Annotated in this window: 22 protein-coding genes and 3 pseudogenes; 10 read left to right on the forward strand and 15 right to left on the reverse strand. The window is 60.2% G+C overall.

From position 1 onward, the window contains the following. Positions 1 to 5: 5 nt before the first annotated feature. The 4 genes from CP49_RS27175 to CP49_RS27190 are packed head-to-tail and all read right to left on the reverse strand — an operon-like array spanning position 6 to position 5,627. Positions 6 to 962: a hypothetical protein gene (locus CP49_RS27175; RefSeq protein ID WP_057853231.1), complete on the reverse strand. Its 957-nt coding sequence runs from the start codon at positions 960 to 962 to the stop codon at positions 6 to 8. Between the two features lie 34 nt (positions 963 to 996). Then, complete coding sequence (locus CP49_RS49420) at positions 997 to 1,404, reverse strand: DUF4150 domain-containing protein (protein ID WP_197423250.1); 408 nt, start codon at positions 1,402 to 1,404, stop codon at positions 997 to 999. Positions 1,405 to 1,408: 4 nt separating this feature from the next. Next, on the reverse strand, positions 1,409 to 2,485 hold the full coding sequence (locus tag CP49_RS27185) for a pentapeptide repeat-containing protein (RefSeq protein ID WP_057853233.1): 1,077 nt from the start codon (positions 2,483 to 2,485) through the stop codon (positions 1,409 to 1,411). After that, a complete protein-coding gene (locus tag CP49_RS27190) occupies positions 2,475 to 5,627 on the reverse strand; it encodes a DUF2169 family type VI secretion system accessory protein (protein WP_057853234.1) in 3,153 nt (1,050 codons plus the stop codon). Before CP49_RS27190 ends, CP49_RS27185 begins: the two co-directional genes overlap by 11 nt. Before the next feature lie 134 nt (positions 5,628 to 5,761). Here CP49_RS27190 and CP49_RS45230 point away from each other — a divergent pair, with 134 nt between their 5' ends. Further along, positions 5,762 to 6,007: a hypothetical protein gene (locus tag CP49_RS45230; protein WP_108522811.1), complete on the forward strand. Its 246-nt coding sequence runs from the start codon at positions 5,762 to 5,764 to the stop codon at positions 6,005 to 6,007. Between the two features lie 329 nt (positions 6,008 to 6,336). Beyond that, positions 6,337 to 7,722 (forward strand): annotated as a pseudogene (locus tag CP49_RS27200) (alpha,alpha-trehalose-phosphate synthase (UDP-forming)); the annotation flags it as partial. A gap of 460 nt (positions 7,723 to 8,182) precedes the next feature. Here CP49_RS27200 and CP49_RS27205 read toward each other — a convergent pair. The 5 genes and pseudogenes from CP49_RS27205 to CP49_RS27220 all read right to left on the reverse strand — a co-directional run bounded on the left by CP49_RS27205 (position 8,183) and on the right by CP49_RS27220 (position 13,104). Beyond that, entirely contained in the window at positions 8,183 to 8,386 is a 204-nt protein-coding gene (locus tag CP49_RS27205; protein WP_057853236.1) for a hypothetical protein, read from the reverse strand. A gap of 24 nt (positions 8,387 to 8,410) precedes the next feature. After that, on the reverse strand, positions 8,411 to 9,367 hold the full coding sequence (locus CP49_RS43480) for a type III polyketide synthase (protein ID WP_082646275.1): 957 nt from the start codon (positions 9,365 to 9,367) through the stop codon (positions 8,411 to 8,413). Between the two features lie 197 nt (positions 9,368 to 9,564). After that, positions 9,565 to 10,304, reverse strand: a pseudogene (gene istB / locus CP49_RS43485) (IS21-like element helper ATPase IstB). A 9-nt stretch (positions 10,305 to 10,313) separates the two neighbouring features. After that, a complete protein-coding gene (gene istA, locus CP49_RS27215; RefSeq protein WP_082646277.1) occupies positions 10,314 to 11,837 on the reverse strand; it encodes an IS21 family transposase in 1,524 nt (507 codons plus the stop codon). Positions 11,838 to 12,501: 664 nt separating this feature from the next. Next, positions 12,502 to 13,104 (reverse strand): outer membrane protein, encoded by a 603-nt coding sequence (locus tag CP49_RS27220; protein ID WP_245310883.1) that lies wholly within the window; start codon positions 13,102 to 13,104, stop codon positions 12,502 to 12,504. Between the two features lie 36 nt (positions 13,105 to 13,140). Here CP49_RS27220 and CP49_RS27225 point away from each other — a divergent pair, with 36 nt between their 5' ends. Further along, positions 13,141 to 13,377, forward strand: a complete 237-nt coding sequence (locus tag CP49_RS27225) for a hypothetical protein (RefSeq protein WP_057853239.1) — start codon at positions 13,141 to 13,143, stop codon at positions 13,375 to 13,377. Positions 13,378 to 13,629: 252 nt separating this feature from the next. Here CP49_RS27225 and CP49_RS43490 read toward each other — a convergent pair. Next, positions 13,630 to 13,773 (reverse strand): annotated as a pseudogene (locus CP49_RS43490) (IS3 family transposase); the annotation flags it as partial. Between the two features lie 205 nt (positions 13,774 to 13,978). Between CP49_RS43490 and CP49_RS27230 the strand changes: the two are divergent. Both CP49_RS27230 and CP49_RS27235 read left to right on the forward strand, forming a co-directional pair. Beyond that, positions 13,979 to 14,803, forward strand: coding sequence for an FRG domain-containing protein (locus tag CP49_RS27230; RefSeq protein WP_245310884.1), 825 nt, complete (start codon positions 13,979 to 13,981; stop codon positions 14,801 to 14,803). A 10-nt stretch (positions 14,804 to 14,813) separates the two neighbouring features. Beyond that, complete coding sequence (locus tag CP49_RS27235) at positions 14,814 to 15,146, forward strand: pPIWI-associating nuclease domain-containing protein (protein ID WP_057853240.1); 333 nt, start codon at positions 14,814 to 14,816, stop codon at positions 15,144 to 15,146. Between the two features lie 154 nt (positions 15,147 to 15,300). On the opposite strand, the gene CP49_RS27240 is transcribed toward CP49_RS27235, so the two are convergent. Then, positions 15,301 to 17,358, reverse strand: a complete 2,058-nt coding sequence (locus CP49_RS27240) for a hypothetical protein (RefSeq protein WP_156438683.1) — start codon at positions 17,356 to 17,358, stop codon at positions 15,301 to 15,303. Positions 17,359 to 17,560: 202 nt separating this feature from the next. Between CP49_RS27240 and CP49_RS27245 the strand changes: the two genes are divergently transcribed. Further along, on the forward strand, positions 17,561 to 18,178 hold the full coding sequence (locus CP49_RS27245; RefSeq protein ID WP_057853242.1) for a hypothetical protein: 618 nt from the start codon (positions 17,561 to 17,563) through the stop codon (positions 18,176 to 18,178). 186 nt (positions 18,179 to 18,364) lie between these two features. Here CP49_RS27245 and CP49_RS27250 read toward each other — a convergent pair whose 3' ends face one another. From CP49_RS27250 to CP49_RS27265, 4 genes are all read right to left on the reverse strand, one after another. Then, positions 18,365 to 19,108 carry an ImmA/IrrE family metallo-endopeptidase gene (locus CP49_RS27250; RefSeq protein WP_420807652.1) on the reverse strand — a complete coding sequence of 248 codons (744 nt, stop codon included), beginning with the start codon at positions 19,106 to 19,108 and terminating at the stop codon, positions 18,365 to 18,367. 182 nt (positions 19,109 to 19,290) lie between these two features. Beyond that, on the reverse strand, positions 19,291 to 19,719 hold the full coding sequence (locus CP49_RS27255; protein WP_245310886.1) for a helix-turn-helix domain-containing protein: 429 nt from the start codon (positions 19,717 to 19,719) through the stop codon (positions 19,291 to 19,293). 71 nt (positions 19,720 to 19,790) lie between these two features. After that, entirely contained in the window at positions 19,791 to 20,420 is a 630-nt protein-coding gene (locus CP49_RS27260; RefSeq protein ID WP_057847963.1) for a GNAT family protein, read from the reverse strand. Further along, a complete protein-coding gene (locus CP49_RS27265; RefSeq protein ID WP_009734077.1) occupies positions 20,417 to 20,629 on the reverse strand; it encodes a ribbon-helix-helix protein, CopG family in 213 nt (70 codons plus the stop codon). Before CP49_RS27265 ends, CP49_RS27260 begins: the two co-directional genes overlap by 4 nt. A 158-nt stretch (positions 20,630 to 20,787) precedes the next feature. Here CP49_RS27265 and CP49_RS27270 point away from each other — a divergent pair, with 158 nt between their 5' ends. From CP49_RS27270 to CP49_RS27285, 4 genes are read left to right on the forward strand one after another with little or no spacing between them, the layout of a single operon-like run. Continuing rightward, complete coding sequence (locus tag CP49_RS27270) at positions 20,788 to 21,753, forward strand: CBASS oligonucleotide cyclase (protein ID WP_057847964.1); 966 nt, start codon at positions 20,788 to 20,790, stop codon at positions 21,751 to 21,753. Between the two features lie 8 nt (positions 21,754 to 21,761). Beyond that, positions 21,762 to 22,277 carry an HORMA-1 domain-containing protein gene (locus CP49_RS27275; RefSeq protein WP_057853244.1) on the forward strand — a complete coding sequence of 172 codons (516 nt, stop codon included), beginning with the start codon at positions 21,762 to 21,764 and terminating at the stop codon, positions 22,275 to 22,277. Further along, on the forward strand, positions 22,277 to 23,224 hold the full coding sequence (locus CP49_RS27280; protein WP_057853245.1) for an AAA family ATPase: 948 nt from the start codon (positions 22,277 to 22,279) through the stop codon (positions 23,222 to 23,224). The genes CP49_RS27275 and CP49_RS27280 overlap by 1 nt, the downstream gene beginning before the upstream one ends. 7 nt (positions 23,225 to 23,231) lie before the next feature. Beyond that, on the forward strand, positions 23,232 to 24,761 hold the full coding sequence (locus CP49_RS27285; RefSeq protein WP_057853246.1) for an SAVED domain-containing protein: 1,530 nt from the start codon (positions 23,232 to 23,234) through the stop codon (positions 24,759 to 24,761). Positions 24,762 to 24,874: the final 113 nt, after the last annotated feature.

The following is a 24,874-nucleotide window of genomic DNA, read 5'->3' on the forward strand; positions in this document are numbered from 1 at the left end:
GCCGGCTACATGAAATTTATCGACTTCTTTTGTATGACTTCCTCATTGCCGGTGCTGGACATGATCTCAGCTGCTCGGGTCACAAGCTCGTACTGTTCCGTGCTTGACTTTCCCTGACTCAATTCTTCTTCCGTTACGGACACGCTCATCTTGCAGACCTTGCCGTCGCGGCCGACCACCTTCAAGTCGTCAACGGGCGCGAGCTTGAAATTGCTTGTCCTGAGAATCTTGGTATCACTATCGGCCGACTTGAAGTCGGGTCCAAAAACACACTTGGCCGAATTGCCGATCACTTGCTTGACGTCGTTTCCTTCGACAATGTCAAGTTTGTTGCCGATCGTGACAGAGTTCATATCGCTCAGATTGAATGAACATTCTCTTGAGATCTTGAAGGTGAACGCTTCCCCAAAGAACATGCATACGTTATTGGCCATCGCCAGCGTGGTAGCTGCGCCTCTCATGCAGGTGAATTTAGTGCCTTGAAAGAATTCCTTGGTGTCGCCCATCGTCTGCTTTTCCGAGTTGCCAACGGTCGTTTCCAGCTTGTGGCCGTTGTTGATGAGCTTGACGCGGTTCGAGGCCGTCAGGATGATGTCCGCAGGCGTCCCATTAGCGCCAGCACTGATTGACACGCCATTCTCGGCGGAGATCTCATAAGTGCCTTTCGAGACCTGATGTTGGGAGTTGCCGTTCGTGACCTCCGTGGTCTGACCGCGAGCGATTTTGAGCAGTGCAGCGCCTTCGATATTTGCCTGGAAGTCCTTGTTGGTGAAGGCAAGTAAGCCGGCATTGTCGCTTTCATGTTTGCTGATCGCAGCTGGACTTTCGCCAATAGTCGCTGTGAGACCCGTGACAAGTTTTTCTTCTTCGTCCGAATAAGAACCGAGGCGCAGATAACTCGACTTGGTCAGGGGAGAAGACGGTGTTTCTGGAACGACCAGTCGGGTATAGGCATTTGGCATAGTAGGCTTCCCTAATCGTGTGGCTGTGGGCACCTCAGCGCTGCGCCATCAAGCGGGTTTGAGAGGGCGATATCGAAAGTCCGAACGCGTTCGGGTTGGCACCATTCTGCTTAGTCGGCATCCCCATTTTGGTTGCCGGTGACCCGCCGATTGACAAATTGTCCGATCCCGCTTTGGCGCGGCCTGGACCCATGACAAGGCCAGAGATGACGCCGAGGGCCACACCTGCGCTATCACCCATCGATGTCGCGCGCTCGGTCGTCATGTTGTGTGCAGGCATACACATGATCAGGCACCGAGACTGCGTAGGAATAGCCGTCGTGTTCATAGCGACGTTTGTATAGGGGGTAGGCACAACGGCGGGACCGGATGGCGTGTTGCAGACGTCGGGAAACGCTTGATCCTCCGCCGACATCGGGCCACTTGAATTGACAAAAGTCATTTGTTTAGCTCACTCCGTTGAGAGGGATGACGCGGCTTGCATCGTAGAGTTCAGCGACGGCGCGTTCCGGCATAGTATGCAGGGCACTCCCACGCTGGGTCACGAACAGACTGCCTTCGGTCGACGCGCAGTGAAAGTCAGTGCGCAGAAAGCGCGAGCCGGAAAAATCGCTGCCATCAACCTTGGCGTGGTGCATCAGCGCATAGGACATGTCGGCGCCGGCAAACAAGGCGAACTTGGCCGATGCACGTGTGAAAACGGCCATCCCCAGTTTTGTGCCCGAAAGATCGCAGCCGTCGAGGCCCGCCTCTACGAAGATGCATTGCGTCAAATCGGCATCACGCAGCGTTGCGGCTCGCAGGTCAGCCCTGACAAACAGCGTGTTCGGGGCGGTCGCGCAGGAGAGGTCGGCACCAACGAGGCTCGCGCCCGCCAACACCGCACCGGAGAGGTCGGCGCCGGAGAGATTTGTGCGGTTCAGCTTGGCGCCGCTCAGGTTCGCTCGCGCAAGCATCAGCCCGGAGAGATCCCGTTCCGACAGATCGCATTCCGAGAAATGGATCGTGTCGCAACGTAATCCCGTGAGCTGTGCACTGCGCAAATCGGCCTGCGTTATCGCGGCGTTCGTAAGCGTGGCGTTGTCGAGTACGACATCGGCGAGCCCACAATCCATGAGCGCGCTTTGAGATAGGGTGGCGCCGCGCAGGGTGGTCTGGTCCAATACGCAACGCATGGCTGTCGTCTGGCTGAACCGCGTCTCGCTGAAGTTGCTATGGCTGAAATCTGATGACATGAACGTCGACTGGGTGAAGCGCGCCCGCCGCCAGTCGGATCTGCCAGCGCGGCAACCGACGAATATGCATTTTTCAAGGCAACCGTCGGCGAAGGAAGCGCCGCTGAAGTCGCAGTCCTGAAACGTCATGCCGGTCAGGCGGGTACGCGTGAACTGGCTGCCGCGAAAAGAAGAACTCAGCACAACGCCATCGTTCAGGCTCAGTCCAGACAGCATCTGGCCATCGAGGTTGGCTTCGCGTACGGGGAACTTATGGTCGACCGACTGCAATAAGAGATCAATTGACATGGCGCGTGACCATCAGGACGGTGCGGTCGATATTTGCGTTGCTCAAATCGGTCGCGACCAAAGAAGCATCCATCAGGTCGGCGCCATAGAGATTTGCATGGCGTAGACTGGCGCCGGTGAGGTCGGCTTCATTGAGATGTGCCTCGAGCAGGTTAGCGGCATAGAAGTCGGTGCCGCGCAGATCGTTGCCAGTGAAGACCGCGCGTTTCAGCGATGTCATTCGGAAGATGGCGCGCGCCAGCGTCGACTTGCCGAAATAGACACCGTTCAGTCGAGCCATGGTGAAGTCGGTGCCGGTGAGGTCGGCCGCCTGAAAAGAGAGCGCCTCGGCGCTGCTGCGGCCGAAGCGGGCGTCGCGCAGATCGATGTCGCCGATGAAGCTGACTTGGTCAAATTGCGAGCTGCTGAGATCGAGTTGGGGCGCTGCCACTTTGAGAAAGCAGGTTTGCTTAAGTCGCGCGCCAGCAAAGCTCGCACCAGACAGCGATAAATCCATGAATTGTCCGCGCTCGAGGACGGCGTCCCCCCAAACGCTGTTCTCGAGGGCGGCTTTGATGAAGGAGCATTGATGTATTTGCGCAGAGCGGAAGGTTGCCCCGATCATCGGTACCCGCAAAAACTGGAGCTCGCCAAGCCGTGCTTGGTCGAAGGATGCGCCCACCATGCGCGCGCCGAGAAGATTGGTGCGCACAAGCTGGCTGCCTGCGAAACGCGTTCCGCGGCAGTCGGCCTCACCGAGATTGGCTTCGGTGAGATCGGTCGCGCTTAAATCAGCGTTGATGAGCGTTGCGCCGGACAGTGCGGCTTTCATCAGTTTTGCGCCGGCCAGGTTGGTCCCGCTCAGCTTCGCGCGCTCAAGAAAGGCGCCGGAGAAGTCCGCGTTCACGAATCGCCGCCCGGAGAGGTCGGCGCCGGCTAGATCGCGACCAGCAACCGTGCCGCCGCGCCGGAACTCCTCTTCCACCAGATCCCCCAGCGTGCGTGCGACAGCTGGTGCCAGCATCGTTTCAGGCCTGAGCGGCTTGGGTGAGGCGAGCCTTGCTGCGGCCATGCCGGCTGCCAACTGGCCCTCGGCTTTATCGATCTCGGTCCGCAGGACGGTCAATGCTTTCGTAGCTTCCGTTTTAGCCGCGGCGATCCTTCCTTCGGGCTCATCAGCGCTTGCGGTTTGATGCGGCGCATTCAATGCCTCGAACGGCGGGCGGTCATAGGACGGTAACGCAGGAAGGGCCCTCCTGAGCGCCGCTTCAGCATCGGCGAGGGCCGTATGCGCTCGTTGGGCGACATCAGGCGGTGTACCGGAGGCCTCGATCTGCGCCAGTATGTCGTCAATGGTCAGGCGCGGCGGCGCCTCTGGCGTGAGGCTCCGCGTTTCTTCCGGAAGTACAAGCGCGGGAATATCGGGAAGCGAAAAGGCGCCGTCCGATATGGCGTTGCGTATCGGCTCGAGCGGTCGTCCAGCCGCCAAGTTAAAGAAACGAGCATGTGCAAGTTCGGATTGTTTTTGCTCGTCGAGCGGTTGCGCTGCTGCGCCAAGGATTTCGCGACGCCAGTTTTTCGCCCGCGCGAGCTTGTCTTCGATATCGCCTATGAGGGCCGGATCAGTATCCGGCAGCGCAGGGAATGGCGGAGCTTGCTCAAAGCTTGCGTCCATCGACTGCGCAGCGTCCGTGGAACCGATCGCGGCAAGCAAGGCGTCGATATCGCTTGATGCGGCGTTTCGACTGGCAATCTTTTCATAGGCCGCGCGCACGGGTTGATATTGAGCGTCAAGCTTGTCGAGATCGGATTCTGCCTTGGCCTGTACCGTCTCCAAGGCGTCGAGGATCTCGGCCAATTCGATCTCGCCACTCTCGAGTTCCTCCGGCAACAATTCCGGAATGCTTGACGGTTCAATCGACGGTATCTCGATCGTCGGGCGCAGCGAAGGCGGAAGCTCAATGCCCGCGAACTCCTGCTCGAGCGCCCAGCGCATGGAGGCCAGCTGCCGCGCTGCGCGCTGTTCGGCCAAATAGCGACGCCGCGCCGCGCGGCGTTCGCGTTCGGCAGCCGAAATCTCAGGGGCAAGTTGATGTTCCGAAAAGGCATACCGTGCGGCGCTCGTCGGGTCGAGCCGCAGCTGCCGGACATTCAGATAATGATCGAACGGCCGCGCGGGCTCGCCTTGTTGTTCGTAAGCGACCATAATGTCGCCAACGTCACTGCCGTCCAATTCCTGCACAGCGGTCGCGGTGCGGTAGATCATGACGCCGCGGCGGGCTCCCGCGAACAGCCACAGGGTATCGATGCGCGTCGGCAGTTCCGTGACGCCACGCGTCGCATCGCTCCAGCCGACGAAGCAGCGCACGCGAAAGGCCGGCAGGCGGCCTTCGATCAACGGATGCTCCGCGGAGAAGTTCTGCAGCGCGTAGGGTTCTCCGCCCGCGATGAAGCCGGCCATGCGCTGGTCTGGCGGCGCAAACAGGAAAAGGCGCGGATCGGCATCGCTCGCCAGAGCGGGAGCAACCGATTTCAGCCACGCGGCGTCATAGGTCCCCGCGTATCGCAGGCGCTCCTTATCATCGAGCGCCATTGGTCCAAAGGCTGCGGGCGGTGCGATCGTTTCGATGAACTGAATCGCGTGCTCGGGGTTTTCCACGTTGGGCAGCGCCACCAGTTCGCCGGCCATGCTGCGGCGAAGAGCCCCGTGGCCGGCGCCGACGGGGTTCGCGGCGTAGCCGGGCCCGCCGAACGCGCGTTGCCGCGTTAGCTGCATTTGCCGGAATGGTTGCGCGGCTGTCGGTCGCCAGCCGGAGGCGGTCATCTGCCAATAACGGTCGCCGGTCACGAGAAGGTGCTTCTGCATCGGTCCGAGCGTCCAGCCCAACATCATGCGCTCCGTCGGCCGTCCCTCAGGCGCTGCCGCATGTCCGCCGATGAGCACTTCCGCTTGCGGCTTGGGCATGCCGATGTCGAGAGGGTTGCCGGGCGGAAGCTCCTTCGCGGCCATCATCCAAAGTTCCTGCTCGCCTTCCAGACGGTCCGCACTCGGGTTGGCGAGGTCGAACATCGCGAAAACGGAAATGACAAGGCTTGCCCCGGGAGGACGGCGCTCGCATTTGGTCAACAGACCCAGTGTGCGTGGCTTTACAAGAATGGGCATGAGACCCGCCGAGACAATTGTCGCTTCTTCGCTATATTTCTCGAGCGTGACGGACTTGCGTTCCGCCTATGCGGACGCGTCTATGTGTCACATACCAGATTAGGTGGGCAAGAAGATCAGCCAGCGTTGCGTACATGGCCGATCCGAACTGCAAGACTTTGGTCGTCGATCGTGTCGTGGAGAACCGCGACTTGCTTGCGCGGCGCCTTCATCGGCTCGGATTCCGCTTGAGCGACCAGATAGAAGACAGCATCATAAGGGGGCTTGCGGCGATTGCCGAACGGTACAAGCTCTTCCGTCTGCACAAAACCCGTGCTTCGCAGTCCTTTGGAAAGCTGCTCTCGCGAGGCGGAGCTGTTGGTGCAATGGCTCCGGAATGACCACATTTGTCTTGCGGGTCGGCGAGGGGATGTGCGTGGCCCGCCCGTCATTCGAGCCGACCTGCTGTGATTGGTGGCAGCCGACGAAGCGCGTATGGAATCATCGATAAATAGACCGTGCGAATGGGACCACGCGAGAGCCTTAGTGTGTCTCCGCGGTTCCACACCGCGCAACTGCGTGCAAGAATATCTTTGCATTAAATTTCTTGTTTCCAGTAGCAAGACTGAATGCCTGCGCGCGTGATTTGGGTTCGTCTTGGTTGAAGCGATAATCAAGCCATATTGATTGAACGCCGGGTGACGGCAGATCAGACGGGCAAGGATGACTTGTGAATCTCATCGTCGTGTCGAACCGGGTTGACAGCGGCGACGCCAATCAACCCAAGATAGGCGGCCTTGCGGCTGCGCTACTCCCTGTGGTCGAACAATCCGGAGCAATCTGGGTGGGATCCTCGGACCAATTGGGCGATGGTTGTCGTAAAGCGCCGCTTGTCGAGACGCTCGGCGCAGGCAAGCTTGTGACGCTGAATCTGCCTGCCGCGCATTATCGGCGTTACTATGAGGGCTTTGCCAACTCGGCACTGTGGCCGGCCTTGCATTCGCGCACCGACCTGATCGACGCCTCGGCGTTAGACTATCTCAGCTATCGCGAGATCAACACGGTGATGGCAAAAAGACTGCTCCGGTTCGATGAGCCGACCGCGTTCTGGGTGCATGATTATCATTTCCTCCCGCTCGGCACTGAGCTGCGTAAGGTCGGCATCGAGCAGCCGATCGGTTTCTTCCTGCACACGCCATGGCCGCTGCCAGCCATGATGCGGAGTGTGCCGCATCATCGCGAACTGATCGAGGCGATGTTGGCTTACGACCTGATCGGCTTTCAGACCGAGGAGGACCGGAGGAATTTCATCGCCTATGTCAGCACCGATCTCAGGCATCTCAGGCTTACCATCGAGGACTGTGTTGTAACCTCGGGTCATGGCCAAACGCGATCCCAAGTGTTTCCGATCGGCATCGATCCGGTCAAGTTCGCGGAATTGAGCGCCGACGCGGCCTCGGAGCCCTGGATCTCGTGGATACGGCGCGGTCTTAATAGCGAGAAGATTGCTATCAGCGTCGATCGGATCGATTACACCAAGGGTATCGACAAACGCCTCCACGCTTTAAACCGCCTGTGGACCGAACGGCCGCATCTCGCGCACAGCATCTCGCTATTGCAGATCGCCACCCCGTCGCGCAGCGGCATTGAGGTCTACAGCAATCTGCAGAAAGATGTCGCCCGCCTTGTCTGCGATATCAACAACCGCCATCGTAGGGGCGACCGGACCCCGATTAGTCATTTCGAGGAGGGCTTCAGTCAGGCCGACCTCGCAATTCTTTACCGCGCAGCGAAAGTTGCCGTGGTAACGCCGTTGCGTGACGGCATGAATCTGGTGGCGAAAGAATATGTCGCTGCGCAAGATCCGAACGATCCCGGTGTGCTGATATTGTCTAAATTTGCCGGCGCGGCCAAAGAGCTGGAGGAGGCGCTGCTCGTCGACCCGAACAACATTGATGACATAGCAGACAAGATTTCGGCCGCAATTTCGATGTCGCCTGCCGAGCGCATCTCGCGCTGGCAAGACATGATGAGGACGCTTCTAGCGTATCCCATCCAGCAATGGACCGCGGACTTCGTTGCGGAGTTGGAGAAAATTCGGACCGAGAAACTCGCGGGACAGTTCAGTCCGCCGAATGTGGGGGAGCCTAGCGGCTCGAAAGGGAAAGTCGAGGGGAAATTAGCCGGCGGGGCAAGCCATTTGGACCTGCCGCGGCGGTTGTCACGTCCAGCGTTCGATGTACGGGCTAGGAGATTAGATGATGATTTCACGCACATCGTAGGCTCGGGCTGGAACCACGGTCCCCAACTGGCCCCGGACGTCCTGCTCGGCGTGCTGAATAGAGTAGACGCCTTCCCGAGGCCGTTCCAGCCGACGACACATTTTTACATCCATGGTCATCCCTACATGGCGCAGTTGGCTGCAGGGTTGAGGGAGGTGACCCCTAACAATCCGCTGGGCGTCAACGTTATTCTCATACCTCGGCTTAAGGGCGGCTGAACAAACGCGCGTTGGTTGTAATCGGCACCTCTTGCTCGAACCGTCGATTATCAAAGGCCTTCGGTCATAGATGTCGTCATATTTGCCGCCGCCTGCCGAGGTCCAAGTTGAGGACGGTCACCGGATCGAGGCCGTCATCGTCGTTGAGAACATTGTAATGCATCGCGCCGCCATCCTTCATAAATCGGCACCTCCAGTGCGGCGGCATTAACGCGGTGGCCGAGCAGACCGGCGGCAGAGTGCGCATCTCGGGCACGCTGGCGCTCAGCAGCACCGGCAACGAATTTGTTGATGCCGGCCACTACTACGCGATCCGCGCCAATCCGTCACCGACTGACTCAAGATGTGCAGACCCTCGCTGAGCCGCTTCGCTGTCAACCCATTTCAGTAACGACAGTTCGGCCGAGAACCCTGGTCCGAACGCAGCTAGGATTCCGTATGATCCTGGCGCCTGCTCCTCATGCTCACGCACGTGATCCAAAGCGAATAGTACGGTTGCGCTCGACATATTTCCATGACGTCGAAGAGTTTCATAGCTGGAAAAGAAATTTTCAGACGATCTCCCAAGGCCCTGCTCACAAACCTCCAATACTTTTCTCCCGCCGGGATGAAAGATTAAGCTCTTCGCTTGGTTAGAATGGATGCCATCCTCCGCTAGCAACGACCGCAGTGCATGTGGCATCAATTCGCTAATCATTGATGGAATGCGCTCAGAGACTACGACTTCAAATCCGGAGTCGCCAAAATGCCAGCCCATTAAAGAAGTCGAGTCGGGGTAAAGCAAACTCGTATTTCTTACGATATCCAGTCTGCCAGAGCCGCTTTCAGCTGGGCCGATTAGGAGCGCGGCAGCGCCATCCCCAAAGAGGCTTGAAGCAACAACGTTCTTCGGGGTGAGATCATTCGGCTGGAATGTAAGGGATGTCAGCTCTACAGCAATGAGGAGAACGCGTTCGCTCGTTGCGCGGCAAATCGCTCCTGCCAAGCTAACTCCCGATGCTCCTCCGGCACATCCGAGGCCGAATATGGGCGTCCGTCGTGCATTTGTTCGCAGTCCGACCTTCGAGATCACATCCACATCGAGACTGGGGGTAGTTATTCCGCTCGACGAGACAAATATAATCCGATCGACGTGTTCGGGCTTCACGCCGGCCCTGTTGAGACAGAGCACGGTCGCTTTGCATGCGAGTGCGGATTCCAATGATCGCGCGCAGTTATTCCAATCTGATGCCGCGCAGCGTTCCAATCTGATCGCGCGCATGTGGAAGCCCCCGATCGTTAAAGGCAATTGGCACTATCGTCAGCCCGTGGTCAAGCGGCTGCCGAAGAGATCACGTCTCATGTTTGATGGTGTCGCTCGACGGAGCGAAGCTGACTGGACGCGCACCCCCAACAGTGCCGTAGCGGCCGGTCAGCTTCGCGGGCTGCAGTCTCAGTCTTCATCGGCCGACGATGTAATCAAGGCCGAGGAAGAACCGGCGGGCGACGTATGGAGTCACCGTTCAGTTCGAGCCTGTGAGCGTTGTGAAGCAGGCGATCAAGTATGGCATCAGCGTAAGTTGGGTCATTTATGAGCTCATGCCATTTGGCAATTGGAAGCTGGCTGGTGACGAGTGTTGATCGACGGCCGTAACGGTCTTCAAGGATTTCGAGCAGATAATGACGGGCATTGGCGTCGATGGCTTGGAGGCCCCAATCGTCCAAAATCAGGAGCTCGACGGCGGCGATGCTCTTCATCCGCGAAGTGAGTCGGCCGTCGCCCCGGGCAAGGTCCAGTTCTTCGAACAACCGCGGCAGCCGAGTGTAAAGTACAGAGTGGTTGTCCCGGCAGGCCTTGTGACCAAGCGCACAGCCAAGCCAGCTTTTCCCGACGCCGGTTGGCCCGACAATGGCGCAATTCTCATGGTTTTTGACCCAGTCTCCCTTGAGCAGCATGTCGAACAAACGGCGGTCGAGCCCACGGGGGGCGCGATAGTCGATATCCTCGGGCACGGCATGATGACGCAGCTTTGCCTTACGAAGACGAAGCGCCAGGCGCCGGTTGTTTCGCCAAGTCGCTTCATGGTCCAGCAGCAACGCCAGCCATTCGGCGTGAGCGAGACCCCGGACCTCCTCGTTCTCGGCGAGGCTCGTGAAGGCCTCGGCCATGCCAGTAAGCCGAGCCGGGTAAGCAAGTGGAGTGTGGGGTGTGTCAGCATTTTCTCTCCTTAGTGGTAATAGTCCGAGCCTCTGATGTTGGTGTGTATGATCGGCTCGCACTCGGTGGACGCGGGCGTTGCAACGCGATCGAGCCCCTTCTCGAGGATCGATTTGACGCTTGGGTAGTTGCGAGCCTGGATCTCAATCGCGCGCAGCGCGGCCGCCTCGAAGCGCTCGGCGCCAAAGCGCTTCTCAAGACGGATGATCCCCAGGCACGAACGATAGCCCTGTTCGGGATGCGGCCGATCCTCGATGATCCGGTCGATCAGCAGGCGCAGCATCGGGCCGATCCGGCTTGCCTCGCTGCGGATCTTTGCCGGCGTCCACTCGCCGTAGCGCCGGTGGCTGGAAGGCATGTGGGCGCTGATCGTGGTATGCCGCCCGTTGCCGCTGCCGCGCATGTGCGCGGCGATACGCTCGCCCCCCAGGAAGATTTCAACCGTTCGCGCACAGATCCGCGCTTCTACCTCGCGACGGGCGAAGCGATAGGGCACCGAGTAGTAGTGTCGTTCGATCTCGACGTGATAGTCGAGCCCGACCCGGCATCGGCGCCATTCGGCATGGACCCACGGCTCACCGGGAAGCGGTTTAAGATTCGGCGCGTCAATTTCCTCGAACAACTGGCGCCGTGTGCGGCCATACTGGCGCAGCACCCGTCCGTCATTGAGCTTGGCCAGCCACTCGGCGATCGCACCGTTGAGTTCGGCCAGGCTGTAAAAAGTTCGGTTGCGCAGCCGCCCCAGCAGCCAACGCTCGACGATTCCGACGCAGGCCTCAACCTTAGCCTTATCTCTCGGGCGACGTGGCCGTGCCGGCAAAATCGCCGTGCCGTAATGCTGCGCCATATCGCTATAGCTGCGGTTGACCATAGGGTCATAGAGGCAGGCCTTGATCACCGCGACCTTGGCGTTGTCGGGCACCAGCAGTTGCGTCGCGCCGCCAAAAAAGCTGAAGGCCGCGTTATGTCCCGCGATCCAGTCGCCGAGTTGCTCGGTCCACGTCGCCAGCGCGAACGACAAGCTGGATGCGCCCATGACCGCGACGAAGATGTGCGCGTCACGCACCTCGCCAGTCTTACGGTCAACCACCGGCACCGTGTCGCCGGCATAGTCGACAAACAATTTCTCGCCCCCGCCGTGGTGCTGGCGCATCACGAGCGGCAGCCAGCCTTCCCAGTTGCGGAACAAGTCACAGAACCGGCTGTACCGATAGCCGTCCGGATGCTCTGCAATGTACTCGTCCCACAGCACCTGCAAGGTCACGTGCTTGCGCTTGAGCTCGCGGGCAATAACGGACCAATCAGGCTCGGCCACCTTGCGGCGGCCCGGCTTCACGCCAGGCACCCCGTACAGCAGCTGCTCCAGCTCGGCGTCGCTTATCGCTTCCGGGACTGGCCATGCCAGACCCGCGCGCGCAAACCGCTTCAGCGTGTCACGTACCGTCGTCGGCCCGACGCCGACACGCTCGCCAACCACGCGCGTCGAGAGCACAGCCTCAAGGCTCAACCTCACAATCTCGCGCACCTGGCGCATGATAACCCTCCTCGTCGGCATCCAATTCTCCAAGCTGTTTCCAGCCGGAGAAATGGCCCCAACGATCAGGCCTCACACCATCCGAAACTGCGCGCGATCAAATCGGAATGCTGCGCGGAGAATGCTCGGAATGCTGCGCGTGATCATTTCGGAACCCTGCGCGCCATCAAATCGGTACGGTGCGCGCCATCGTCTCGGAATCCGCATGCGAGCTCCTTTGCACATTCCAAGTATATCTGGTTTGTCCTCACTTATGCGATGCTCGCTGAGAAGCCATTCGGGCGCTACACAAAAGAAACGCTGATCGACTAGCGTATTATCGAATACTGTAAGATACCTCTTCAGCTTCTCCATTCTAGATCCGAAGCGGCGACCCGCTAGTACCTTGGCCTCGGTTTGCGAAAATCGGAATGGTGGCAAAGCCGTCCCAACAGCCAAAATTCTGGACATCAGTTCCTCTTGTTGTTCGCCTCGAACCAAAGCGACGATCAAAGACGTCCGCGACGTCCCAGCGTTAGTTCACGTGGACCAAACCGATGCCGATGTCCTGCCCAATGCGGGCAGTTCCTGCGAGGCAGCTCGCTGGAAAAGCCCGCGATCCCGGTTGAAAGGAAGTCCACGTTCCGAGGGCCCATGAACAGGCAATCGTACTCAGCGCCGACGGTTATTGAAAAAAGCGCTCAAGGTCCGCCCCTACTGTACCGCCCCGCCGGGTTTCGCTACCGTCGGTGAGGGGCAGCCCAGTCGCAAATTCGGAGAGTTGATATTTATCGCGGGCGACCGCAGCGCCGCCTTTCACATACAGCAGCACGTCAGTCCAGGCGTAGCCACGCAGGCCCGTGAGCAGGCCGAATGCATCAACCCTGGTTTCATCCTGGAGGCCTACGAAAGTGAGGTTAGCGTTGGAGTCCTTGAAATCAGCGCAGTTGCCGTTCGCCCGGATGCCGAACACCGAGTTGGCTATCTGCCAGCGGAAGCGGATTTCGCCGCCGAGCGGGCCTCCTGTCGCACTATGGCCCCTGATGGCAAGGGGCGGAGCGCGGACCACAACGCCAGCGTTGACGAGATGCCAGCATCGACGCGCGGGGCCGCCACCGCTATTGATACCGATGTAGGAACCGCTTCGCTCGGAGAGCCGCGCGGCCAGATCAGCGGCAGAGGCGGCCAGCACCACCAGGGCTACCGTGCCCAGCAGGATTCTTTTCATCCTTCTTGACCCAATTCCGATGCAACTTTCTTGACGGTGTCCATGGATCACGGTTGCCATGTACCTGTCTTCTCCGTCAATTGATAGGGTTGGTAGTTGACTGGTAAGATCGTGCCCGCCTCTGCCAATGAATCGCTCGCCTTCTTCGACGCGGGCCGCGCGAGTTCGTCGCGCCCCAGACGTTTTGCCATCGTCGATAGGCCTGACGCCGCCAGACACATCGACTGGGTCTCGCGGCAGGTCGACATGTCGGACGAAGCTGGCTCGGTCGTCGCCGAGCATCTCGGCGATGTCCGCAACGAGCTTCTCGCCTCCGAGGCGAGCTATGAGTGAGCGTCACATGACGGTGTCCCGGCCGCGACCTGACTGAAGTCGGCGCGGCCGTGACTGCCGTCGGTGACGCGCTCACCGAACTGCGAGTTGCACTACCAGCTCTTCGCCTTCATGTCGCGGCCCGCCCAAGGGCGTCGAGTTCGCGGCCTCCGAGGAGCAAGTCATCCGCAACGCCATCGCGGCGGCGCTCGGCGCCGGCCCCGAAGGCGCACACTAAAAGGCATTCTCAACCTTGCTGCCGGGTGCAGTTCAGCGGTCATCGCGCAGCTTAGCTTTGACGCGCCGCTTGGGCGTTTTGTTGCGCAGTTGCAGGCCCAACTCGCGGTAGACGCGCCGGGTCTTGTTCTGGCCGTGGCGCCATCCTTCACGACGAAGCAGGACGTGAACGCGGCGATAGACCGAAGAAGCGTACGGCGCCGACGATCAGTGACAAAGCTGCCCGGACAGCGGTAGCGGAGCTAAACAAAGAGCCGAAACGGCGTGATGTCGAGCGCCGGCGCGAAGAGGCCGCGGCGGCCAGGAACGTGAGCGACGCGAGAAGGCGGTCGCAAAGGCGCAGGCGGCTCTCGACAGGGCCGTGCAGAATCGTGAGGTTCCTGCCATGGGCGCGAAATTCTGCATCGACCGCCAGCGACTGATAGAGAGCGCGACCATGCGCCTTGCCGTGTGCTTGCGAAATCGCAAACCTACCGCTGCGCCCTCCCGGAAGATCGATATGAGCGACAAAGTTGTTCGTTCTCAGGAGAAGTGGCACGAGTTCCTATCCTTTCTAGATCAGCACATGCCGTCCCGATGGATATTCAGAGGGCAGTCTTCGGAAGCCTGGGATCTCCGTCCATCGGCTGGTCGGAAGCCAGGCTATGATCCGTTGTTCGAAGAGCGCGTATTTCGAGTCTTCAAGAAGGATGCGCGGCTGCATACCCATATGCCCGAAACAAACGATTGGGATTGGCTCGCCCTAGGCCAGCATTTCGGGTTACCTACGAGGCTACTGGATTGGAGTACAAATCCCCTCGTGGCTTGTTTCTTCGCATTGATGGACGAGTCGTACGACAAGGAAAGTGCGGTCGTCTACGCCTATCCATTAAACGAAAAGCAGATCGTCGATCCCAGCGATGCAGAGACCTGGCCTTCACCCTTCAAGCTCAAGGAGGTGGGGTTCATGCTTCCGTCTAGCCTTGCTCCGCGGATTTCGAATCAACGTGGATTGTTTTCTATCCATCCTCGACCGGACGAGCCTTGGCGCCCGAAGGAGATCGAAGAGCATAAGTTCATCATTCCAGCAGAATTCCGGTATACTTTTCAACGAAAGCTGTTTCGTATGGGCGTGGATGCAGCGCACATTTGGGCAAATCTGGAAGGCGTGTGCGGCTCGCTGAGATGGCAGTACGACAGGCGCCTAGGAATAAGTGCGGCAGGCCTTTAGGACAAATGCCATGGCTAAAGAGAGAGCTTCATCGGCTGCGTCGAAGCAGTCTCACGAGATAGCCGAAGCGGTGAGAAACGTCGAAATCGCGGACACCGAAGCGTGGCGAGATCTCGATTCGCTTTCTTCCAATACACTGGTTGAGGCGGTCGAAGTGTTCGGAGACGAGATACGTTTTGATGGTACTCGATTCGAGGGCCCGATCAATGTGCACGTCACTTTGCAGTACGCCAAAGACGTAACGCTTTCCGAGACATTTCCAGGGCGATTCGAGGCGAGGTGGGAAGGAGATGCACCGTCGATTGATCGGGTGCTCGTCGATACGAGTTCCTTCACGCGTTGATACGCACGACGACAATCGCAGAATACAGACGCTTGTTGGAGGGGGCGAGGCTTGACGTGCCCGAGCGGTCGACTATCCGAAGATCGTCGCTATAAGTCACGTTTCGCCACTCCTGGGAGGGCTATTTGCGATCCGTGGTCGCGGCGCTCAGCTGTTACCTCCACAGGCGACCGGCTTGGCGGAAGAACCCGGTGACCGCAGCAACGGGGTTGGTGACAGCAATTGTGACGCTCTTGCCCAACTCACCGGCCGCGTGTCCAATCCCGCTGTCGGTCGGGAATGCTCGCCTGGCCATGTCGCCCACGTCGTTCGCCGCCTTCTTCGTCGCTTCGTCGTAGCTGCCCGCCGCAGCTTGGATGCGACCGAGAAGCTTGACGACTTCATTGTTTTTACCGGGACCCTTAGTGATGTCGTTCCAAGCGTTTCGCAGGAACTTCATGATCTCGCCATTCGGACCAATTTCCAGGTCGCCAACTTCGATCCGAATGCTGGGAAGGTTAGGGCAGGACTGGCGCATGGTCGCATTCCAATGATCAATTGCCGCCTTCCGCATCCGCTCCATGTACTCTGACGACGGCTGCTGGAACGGGTGATTGCCGAGTACGACACTAAAGCTCGAGGACAGGCGATATCCGTCCGAGCTAGGCTCGGCCGCGAAGTCATCCAGCGAGAGAGACGCGTAAAGACCGTCGACAACCGACAGACGCGCCGTCGAGCGCTCATCCTGTTTGGCCGGCGGCAGAATCGTCATCGTAATAGGGGCGCCTGCAATGAAGGAGGGCGCAAGTGGCTTCGAACCGACGAGCACGCCTACCTTGGCGCCGAACTGCGGGACTGTTGCCACACCGTCGCCGATCTTGAGTTTACCATCCGTCCGAGCATCGATATCGAGTAGTCCGCAGCTCATGACAGGACCAGCAACTGCTACAGTCCGGCCCTCGAAGGGGAATTTCGTCGTGCCAAACCACGCGCGAAGCGTCGTGCTGGCAGAGCCCTGCATGCCAATCGACGTCCCGATGCCGCCGCCGATCAGCGGGTCGAAATGGACATGCACGGGTGCGATAAAGGAGGCGCTGACGGGCAGCGACAGCGAGGGGCCTTGCGCCTGATCGAGCACAACGCTCGGTTTTGCGAAATTCACGCGCCCTTTGATCCATCCAGCATCCCGAATCTCGGCAAAGACGCCGCCTTCACCCAGGATATTGTCGCGCCACTTTTTGTCGAACAAGCGGCCCGAGATCGCCTTGCCCTGGACCGAAATGCTAAAGCCAGCCAAGGTATTGGCAAGCTGGTCGGTCAGCTTCGTGAAGGCCGTACGCCCGATCGTAACGGCAACATCGCGCGAGAAAAGCCCGTCCAGGACGCCAGCCTTCGCTTGAACCTCTTGGCGTGCGCGGGAAAGGTCGTCTGCGTTGACCGTGTCAGGTAGCGCGACGCCGACGGCGCTTGGCGCCTGGCGCGTCGGTGCGAGCGTCGCAGTGAGGACAACTCCCTTGGGAGTGAACACCGGCGCTACGACCGTCAGCCATTGATCGAAGTGGAAAGGCGAGGGCATTGCCGTGAGCTCGACCGTACCAGAATTGTTGTCGCCGAAATGCTGCGTAATCGTCTCGGGCGAGCCGACCGAGAAGCTGAAATGCGGACGATAAGTTGCCTTCAATGCCAGCTTGTCGAACAGGAAGGACAGGGTGCCGGCGGTGATGGTCTCGCTGGTCAACTGCCGGCCGCGCAGGTTCAGAAAGCCATATTGAAGCTGAGGGGCAACCTTGACCGGGATGAACTTGAAGTTGGCAGCGTCCGTCGGGCTGTCCTGTGCGACAGAATTCTCCTCTGTCGTGCCGGCATAGATCAGGAAGCCCTCGACATCCAGGCCTGCGGCGAGACCACGTTTGGTATCTGCGGCAGTCAGATCGAGCCGAGCCACCATGCGGCCCGGTTCAGTACGAAGCGTGACGGACCTCACAGTCAGCCGGATATCGTCATCGAGCTCCTTCGAATGGACGGTGACCGTCTGTCCCGTGAGTGCAGCGCCCATCTTGTCGAACATCGACTTGTCGAGCGCGATAAAGGCGCCATCGCCGCTCGACTGCGTAAAATTCTGAAGGCCATGAAGGCTTTGCTGCAGGCCGACAAATTCGGCTTTAGCCGTCTCTGTCAGAATGTATTCGCGCTGATAAGTGGTATAGAGCGTTGCCGCTCCGGCAGCCGCCAACCCCACCACACTCAAGGCAGCCCAAGCTACGCGTCGCATTTGGCACCTAAGAATTGCGCCCCAATCACATGGGGCGGCTTATGGATATTGAGAAGGTATCGTCTAATAATTCTTTTTCGCGCTTGAAGGTGAATAGTGGCCTTTACCTCCCTGAACGCAGAATGAATGCTACACTTCGATCGATGCGACTTTGGAAGGACGTATGACACAGGTCCAGCTGAGCAAGATTTGGTCTGTCGTGAGCGCGGCGCTGCTCTACTACGCTTTGAACTCCTGGATCGTGGCGCAAGGCGGAAACGAAGTCTTCGGCGCCAAGCTTGTCCTCTCTCAACGCGTGCCAGCGGCCATGGTGGCCATCCTCGTTTGCTCCGTTCTCGCCATCGCATCGTCTGCAATTGGCCTTCTGTACGCCCGGCGCGGCGGCAAACGATGGCACGAGCGGATCCCCGTCGTTGGTTTTGAGGCCATCGATACGGCTTCGGTCGAGGGACGGGTCTATCAGGGAGCCATGCTCGCGCTTCTGTCCGGTCTACCCTTCGTCGCCATGATCTACTTCTGGTACTCCCTTCTAACGGCGCAGGTAATGCTGAATGAAGGCAGCAAGAAGCTGATCGGTCTCTGGAATTTGGGGTGGCTCTGGAATTCGAAGCTGAGCGATCCCGCTCGCATTTGTACCAACTTTACCGAAGGGGCCATCGACCCATGCACGGGAAGTGCGACGATCCTGCCTGGGGTCGAGCCGGGGCTGTTTGCTTGCCTCTCCCTGCTCGCACTTTTCATCGCAGCCAAGCATTGGAAGGCTGTCGTGCTCCGCCGTTGACACTAATCACGTCAGTGCAGAGGGCTGTGCGAGTCGCCTTTTCGAACGATTTCCTTTCGATTTGAAATCCACACGAAGCCACGTTGGGACGAATTGCGATACAATCTCGCACGTGGCCTGCTTGTGCGTGTACTAAACACGCCATCGTTCCCCTTTTTTGGTGGCGGTTCGCTCGCCCCCGCAGCATCATTGCACAGGCACGGGCGAGCTATGTGAACGCAGCCAATAGCCCAGCGTCAAGGCCTCGTGGCGATTGAAGAACGTCTCGAAATCGAAAACGTGCCGGTCTCCGTTGAGGTCCGCCAGGAGCACCTCGCTCCGACCGAGGCTGCCGCCTCGTTGCGCGCCACAATAGCCGACGATCGTCGCGAACAGATCGGTCTCGCGCAGCGAGCCAAAACGTTGGCGGAATGGGGGAGATTCCACGCAATAGCGGCATGGGTTCGCAGGATCGAAATCGGTCTTGCGCCGTGCCGGATGCGGATGGCCTGTGACCAGGGCGACGATCGGCCGGCCACCATGGCCCTGTTCGACGAAGCGCCAGAGCGTGGACGTCATGGTGTTGCCGAACCCCTTGCTCAAGCTTTTGACGAACGCAAGGCTCGGGCTCGAAGAGATCGCTTCGGAGACGAAGCGACCAGCGAGAAAAAGCATCTGGCCGGCAGCGTAGTTCGCCTCGGCTTCCATGATTTGGTGGCAGGCGGGCGTGAGCGTCTGTTCCGTATCGCCCAACATCATCCCGGTGTGCCAAGGGATGATGTCGTGGCCGATCTCATGGGCCTCGTTCCAGCGGTGCTTGAGGACAGGCAGATCCTGGTCGAGCAGGATCCGCTTCTGGTCGGGCAAATACAGGGCCTTCAGGCTGAGATTTTGGACCGCGTCGCGCAGGAGCGTCGGGCGGAGGAGAACCTGAAGACCTGCGACCTTCATGCGCGAGAAAGTCTCTCGCAAAAGGCTGTCGTCGGTCGTCGAATAGTAGCCGCGGTCGAGCTTCAGCAGGTCCCGGACAACGCGCAGATCGATGGGCGGCTCCGGGTTGCCAAGACCCCGTAGGACCTTGTCGACCTGTCCGTCGATATCGGCGATCGTTCGATGTCCGAGGCTGACGTTCTTCACTTGGCTCGCTTGGGGTCCTGTTCGCTCAAGACGGCGACGAACGCCTCGAGAGCCGAGTTTTCTTCCGGCGTCAGCTTCTGCATAGCCTCGGAGCGGGCGGCGAATCGGACAGCCTCCTGCCGCAACCCGGCGTCGTTCGCCGCGGTCAGTCCGGCAAGCTGCATCAAGCGCCGCTGAGATACCTCAAAGGTCTGCGCCAGTTTGAAGATCGTTCGCGGCTCGGGAACATAATGGACTTCGTTCTCGATCACGAGCAACTCGCTCGCGTCGAGCTCGGCGACCTCGGCCAGTCTCTCCATGGAGAGACCGCGACGGCGTCGCATCAGGTTCACGAACTTGCCGAAAGCGATTCGGGTTTCCTCGGCCGCAGCGGTCTGCGTAATCGTGGTCGGACGCTCGTCCGGTACCGGATCGAACGCCAGCAAGCCGGCGCCGACGGCGGCGTCGCCTTCACGACGAGCTCGAGCCATCCACCACTCCTTACTCCGTTCAATTTTCATCGTTCTCCCTCCTGTTCGAAGAACGCGCGAGCCTGCTCGCTGGTCATCTCAAAGTATCTTAAATTTTGGTACGCCACGTCCTGGCCCAGATCGGTCATTCCGATCTTGCGGTAGTAATCATCGGCTTGGGGCAGGGAATGGAGCCCCAAGCGCCCCTTGAAACCCTCGTCTTCGCTGAGCGCGATGGCTGCCGTGATGAGGGCCGAGCCCACGCCGCGGAGGCGCGGGGCGGCCCCGAGCTCCGGTCGGTTCCATGGCGCAGCCTCGAGGTAATCGACATACACGAGCGGCTTGCCGCGCTGGTTTGCTTCCCGGCCCGTCTTGGTCAGATCGACCTGAGCCAGGCCTTGCGTTTCGCCGAGAGCGACGACGCTGAACCCGCGGAAGGCCAAGAGCCCTTGCACGCGGGTCGTCTTCTGCGTCCAATCCCAGTGCCAGCTTTGCGGCCACTGGTCTATCGGCACGCCTCTGCGCGCGAGCTCCTGAAGTACGGTCAGCAGGGCAGGGCGCCACTTCGTCTGCCAGTCGTCGAGCTGCGCCTGCTCGATCGCATCGCGCAGCTCGGCTTCGACGCTTGCACCGGTCGCGACATCGAGAAGATAGATTTTCGAGACGTCGACCGTCATAGAAGCATCAACTCCGCCTTCTCCTTCGTCGCGTCGTTCTCGAACAAGAGCTTTTCGCCCTTTTCGACCCGAGCATCGATCGTCTGATAGAGGCGCAAGGCCTGCCGGAGCACGGCAGTCTTGGTGATGTCCTTCCGGGCCGACAGTTCGTCCAGAACCCGCATCTCGGCGTCGGTGAGGTTCAGCGTCATAGTTCGCTTCGCCGTCATCTCATCCTCCGTCGTTGTCCGCAGGATATAGAGAATCAATTGATTTTGTCAAGGTCAAATAGCCAGATTTAGGCACCTTGAATAGCTAAAATTTGGCTATTATGTCCTAGTCTCAACGCCGCCGCGCCTCGGGCCAGCCGGCCAAACAGGAGCGGGATATGGGACGGCAACACGTCGGCCATGATGAAATCGCCACCTTTGCGCAGGATAAAGTGAACCTGCCCAAGGACACGGCGGATGAGTATCGGGCGCAGGCCCGGCGGCTTCGCGAGAAGCTGGAAGGCTATCTGTCCGAGCATCCGGACTTCACACTGAAGAAGATGCTGCTCTCCGGCAGCCTGGCGAAGGGTACGGCGCTTCGTTCTCTCAATGACATCGACATCGCCTGCTACATCAGCGGCGCCGACGCGCCGAAGGACGTGCAGGCTTTGCTCGACTATCTGGCCGAGCGGCTTCGCAAGGCCTTCCCCAATTTTAGTCCCGACCAGGTCAAGCCGCAGACCTATTCCGTCACCGTCTCCTTCCGGGGGACGGGGCTCGATGTAGACGTGGTGCCGATCCTCTATGATGGTGACCCGAAGTGGTATGGCAACCTCGTCAGCCAGGATGACGGCTCGTTCCTGAAGACGAGCATTCCGCTGCATCTGGAATTCGCGGCCAAGCGCAAGCGCGCGCAGGAGAAGCATTTCGCGCAGGTGGTCCGGCTCGTGAAGTTCTGGGCCCGGCGCATGAAGCAGGAACGGGACGGCTTCCGTTTCAAATCCTTCATGATCGAGATGATCCTCGCCAAGCTCTGCGACGACGGGTTGGATCTCTCCGACTATCCGGAGGCGCTTCAGCACTTCTTTACCTATCTCGCCCGCACGGACTTCCGGCAGCAGATCGTGTTCAGCGACTACTATCCGGCCTCGTCGGTCGGCACGTTCTCCGACACTGTGCAGATCATTGATCCGGTGAACGCCACGAACAACGTCGCTCGCCTCTACACGACAACGAACGCGGACGCGATCGTCGATGCCGCACTCGACGCCGGCGACGCGATCGATGCGGCGCTTGCCGCTCCCAACAAGCAACTGACCGTCGCCTATTGGCAGAAGGTCTTCGGCTCCTCCTTCCAGGCGTGAGGTCCACCATGTCCGACAGCTACAGCTATACCGAAAGCAGAACCTTCACGGTCACCCACGCCCGCCACATGGCCGCCAAGGTCGCAACTGACCTGAAGCGCATGCAGCGGTTCTACTGCAAGCCGTCCGACGAAAGCATCGCGGACTACGAGACCGAGGCGACCGAGATGCTGCGGGCCGGTTATCTCGACACGGTCACTTACGGTTTCAAGAGGGATGGCAAGTGGATCGAGCCGACTCTTCGTTATACGGCCCGTGACCTCGCCGGTGCGTCGGCCGACGACGACGACCCCGGCCGCATCCGCCCAGGCGCCGACATCAGCGGCGCCTCCTTTTACAGCTATATGACCTACACGGCGGCGTGGGACCGGCTCAGCCAGGCCGAGCGCGAAGCCTTCAAGGCGATCTTGCCGTTCGCGCGCAACGGTGCCGCCGAGCCCGGGGTCTTGGGCTACCTATCCAACGACCGCACCTATTCGTCCGGGGGCAGGGCCCTCGACCGCGCTACCGTTAGGAGCTTCTGATGAACACCAAGCCGACACTCGATGAGCTCTTCGAGCGCCGCATCACCTATCCCGACATCGACCCACAGGCGCGCCTCGCCCGGCTCGTCGGGCTCGATGAGCAGAAGAACCGCCTCGCGAAGATCCTCGGCCTGCTCGTCAATCCCAGCGGCCTCGCCGATTGGGCGAAGAAGCACCATCCGGGTGCGCAGGCTTTGCTCGACACGGTGCTGCGGCGGCCTCCACTGGTGGTGCTCGCCGGCGACGTAGGCTCCGGAAAGACCGAGCTCGCCGAGACGATCGGCGATGCGGTCGCGCGGCAGGAGAAGATCGACATCACGCTTTTTCCGCTCAGCCTGTCGACGCGCGGGCAGGGCCGGGTCGGCGAAATGACGCAGCTGCTCTCGGCAGCGTTCGACTACACCGTGGCGGAGGCGACCAAACTCAAGTCGGCTTCGGGCCGGGCGCGTGGGGCTGTGGTCCTGCTGGTCGACGAGGCCGACGCGCTGGCGCAGTCGCGCGAGGCGGCTCAGATGCATCACGAGGACCGCGCCGGCGTGAACGCCTTCATCCGCGGCATCGATCGGATCGCCAATGCGAAACTGCCGGCGGCCGTCCTGATGTGCACCAACCGCCTCAATGCGCTCGATCCGGCCGTGCGGCGCAGAGCGGCTGACGTCCTGAGTTTTGCGCGTCCCGGCGACGAGCAGCGCCGCTTCGTGCTGTCGAGCCGGCTGGAGACCATCGGCCTCGGTCACCATCATATCGATGCCCTAGTCTCGGCCACCGGGCCGCAGCGCGGCGGTCGCGACCACGGCTTCACCTTTTCGGACCTGACGCAACGGCTGCTGCCGACCATCGTCCTCGACGCCTATCCGACCAGGGCTGTCGACGGCGCGCGCGCGGTCGAGATCGCCCGGTCCATGATTCCGACGCCTCCCTTCCGGGATGTCGAGATGCCGAGGTGAGGGAGCCATGACCCAGGCGGTAACGGTGCGGCGTGACGGGGACACCTTCCAGGCGCGTCTGTTCTGGTATCACGCGGCGCGTCTGCTCGATCCCGAAAGCCCGATCGTCCGCGTGGGTTTCGAGACGGGCCCGAAGAGTTTCGACGACATCTGGGTCGAATACGATCCGGCACGCAGTGCGGTCGACCAGTATGGCGATCCGCTGCGGCGCAAGCACATGCAGTGCAAATGGCATGTCACACCCGACAGCTACGGTTACTCACACCTGGTCGATCCGGAGTTCATCAACGCCAACGCCCGCTCATTGCTGCAGCGGGCGCGCGAAGCACAGATTGTCCATGCGCCGCAAGGCAGCGGCGTGCGCTTCAAGCTGGTGACCAATTGGCGGCTCGACCGCAATGACCCGCTGCGCGAGATGGTCGGCACCCGCTCGGGCGCGATGCGGCTCGAGCGGCTCTATGGCTCTCTGACCGACAACAGCAGGGCAGGAGCCGTGCGCAAAGCCTGGCGCGAGCATCTCGGCATCGACGAGGCGGAGCTTCGGCTGCTCGCACGCACGCTCGCCTTCGGTGAGGCGACCGATACGCTCGATGGGCTTCGCGATCAGCTAGACCTGTTGTTCGCCTATGTCGGACTGCGCCGCATTCCGGCCAATCAGAGCGCGTTCCCCTACGACGACGTCATCTTTCAGTGGATGGCGCAGGGACGTGTCGAGTTCGACCGCGAAAGCTTCCGTGCCGTATGCGCTCGAGAAGATATGCTCGGGGCGGCCCAGGGCGGCCCTCGCGTCTACGGCGTGAAATCCTTTGAGCACGCGTTCGATCGGCTTGAGGAGCGCTGTCACGCGGTCCTGGATCTGATTCCGTCCTTCGACGAACGGTACATCCGCAGCGACGCGGACTGGGACGCCAAACTCTATCCCGCACTGCGGACCTTTCTCCTCGCGGCCGCCAAAGACCAGCCGCGGTTGCGACTTGCGCTTGACGCCCACGTTACGCTTGCCTTCGCCGCGGGCTCGGTCATAAACATCAAGTCCGGCCGCCAAGTGGAGCTCGAACAGCGAAGCACGGGCCGGCGGCTCTGGTCCGCCGATGACGTGATTCCCGATCCGACCTGGCTGACCCTCGTCTCCGAAACCGTGGAACTTCGGCCCGATCAACCGGACCTCGCAGTCGCGGTCGGCCTGACGCATGACGTATCGGCCGATGTGCGCCGATATTGCGAATCCGCTCTTCCGAATGTCGGGAAAATCCTGATCCTAAAGCCGAGTTGCGGTTCGGGTGCGCAATCGGTCACTTGCGGCCGCCACGCATTCGAGCTTGCCGACGCGGCGACCAGCGCGATCCGCACTGCCAAGGCTGACGGGGCCGGCCTCACGCACCTGTTCGTCGCTGCGCCCAACGCTTTCACCTTCTTTCTCGGCCAGCGTCAGACCGCGCTCGGCGCTGTCCGGCTCTATGAGTTCGACTTCGACGGCGGTCGCGGTCGTTCCTATACAGCCGCCTTGACGTTGCCGCTCGACAAAGCGAAATCGTGAAGCGTGCCTGTGAAGGCGGTGGAATAGAGCAGCTCCCCCGCAGTATGCAAAGCGGGACCTGACCAGCCGCAATGCATTGGATCGCAGATTGTTGGCGCGGTGTCGGCGGTGAC

It is taken from the genome of Bradyrhizobium valentinum (genome assembly GCF_001440405.1).
Lineage (GTDB): Bacteria > Pseudomonadota > Alphaproteobacteria > Rhizobiales > Xanthobacteraceae > Bradyrhizobium > Bradyrhizobium valentinum.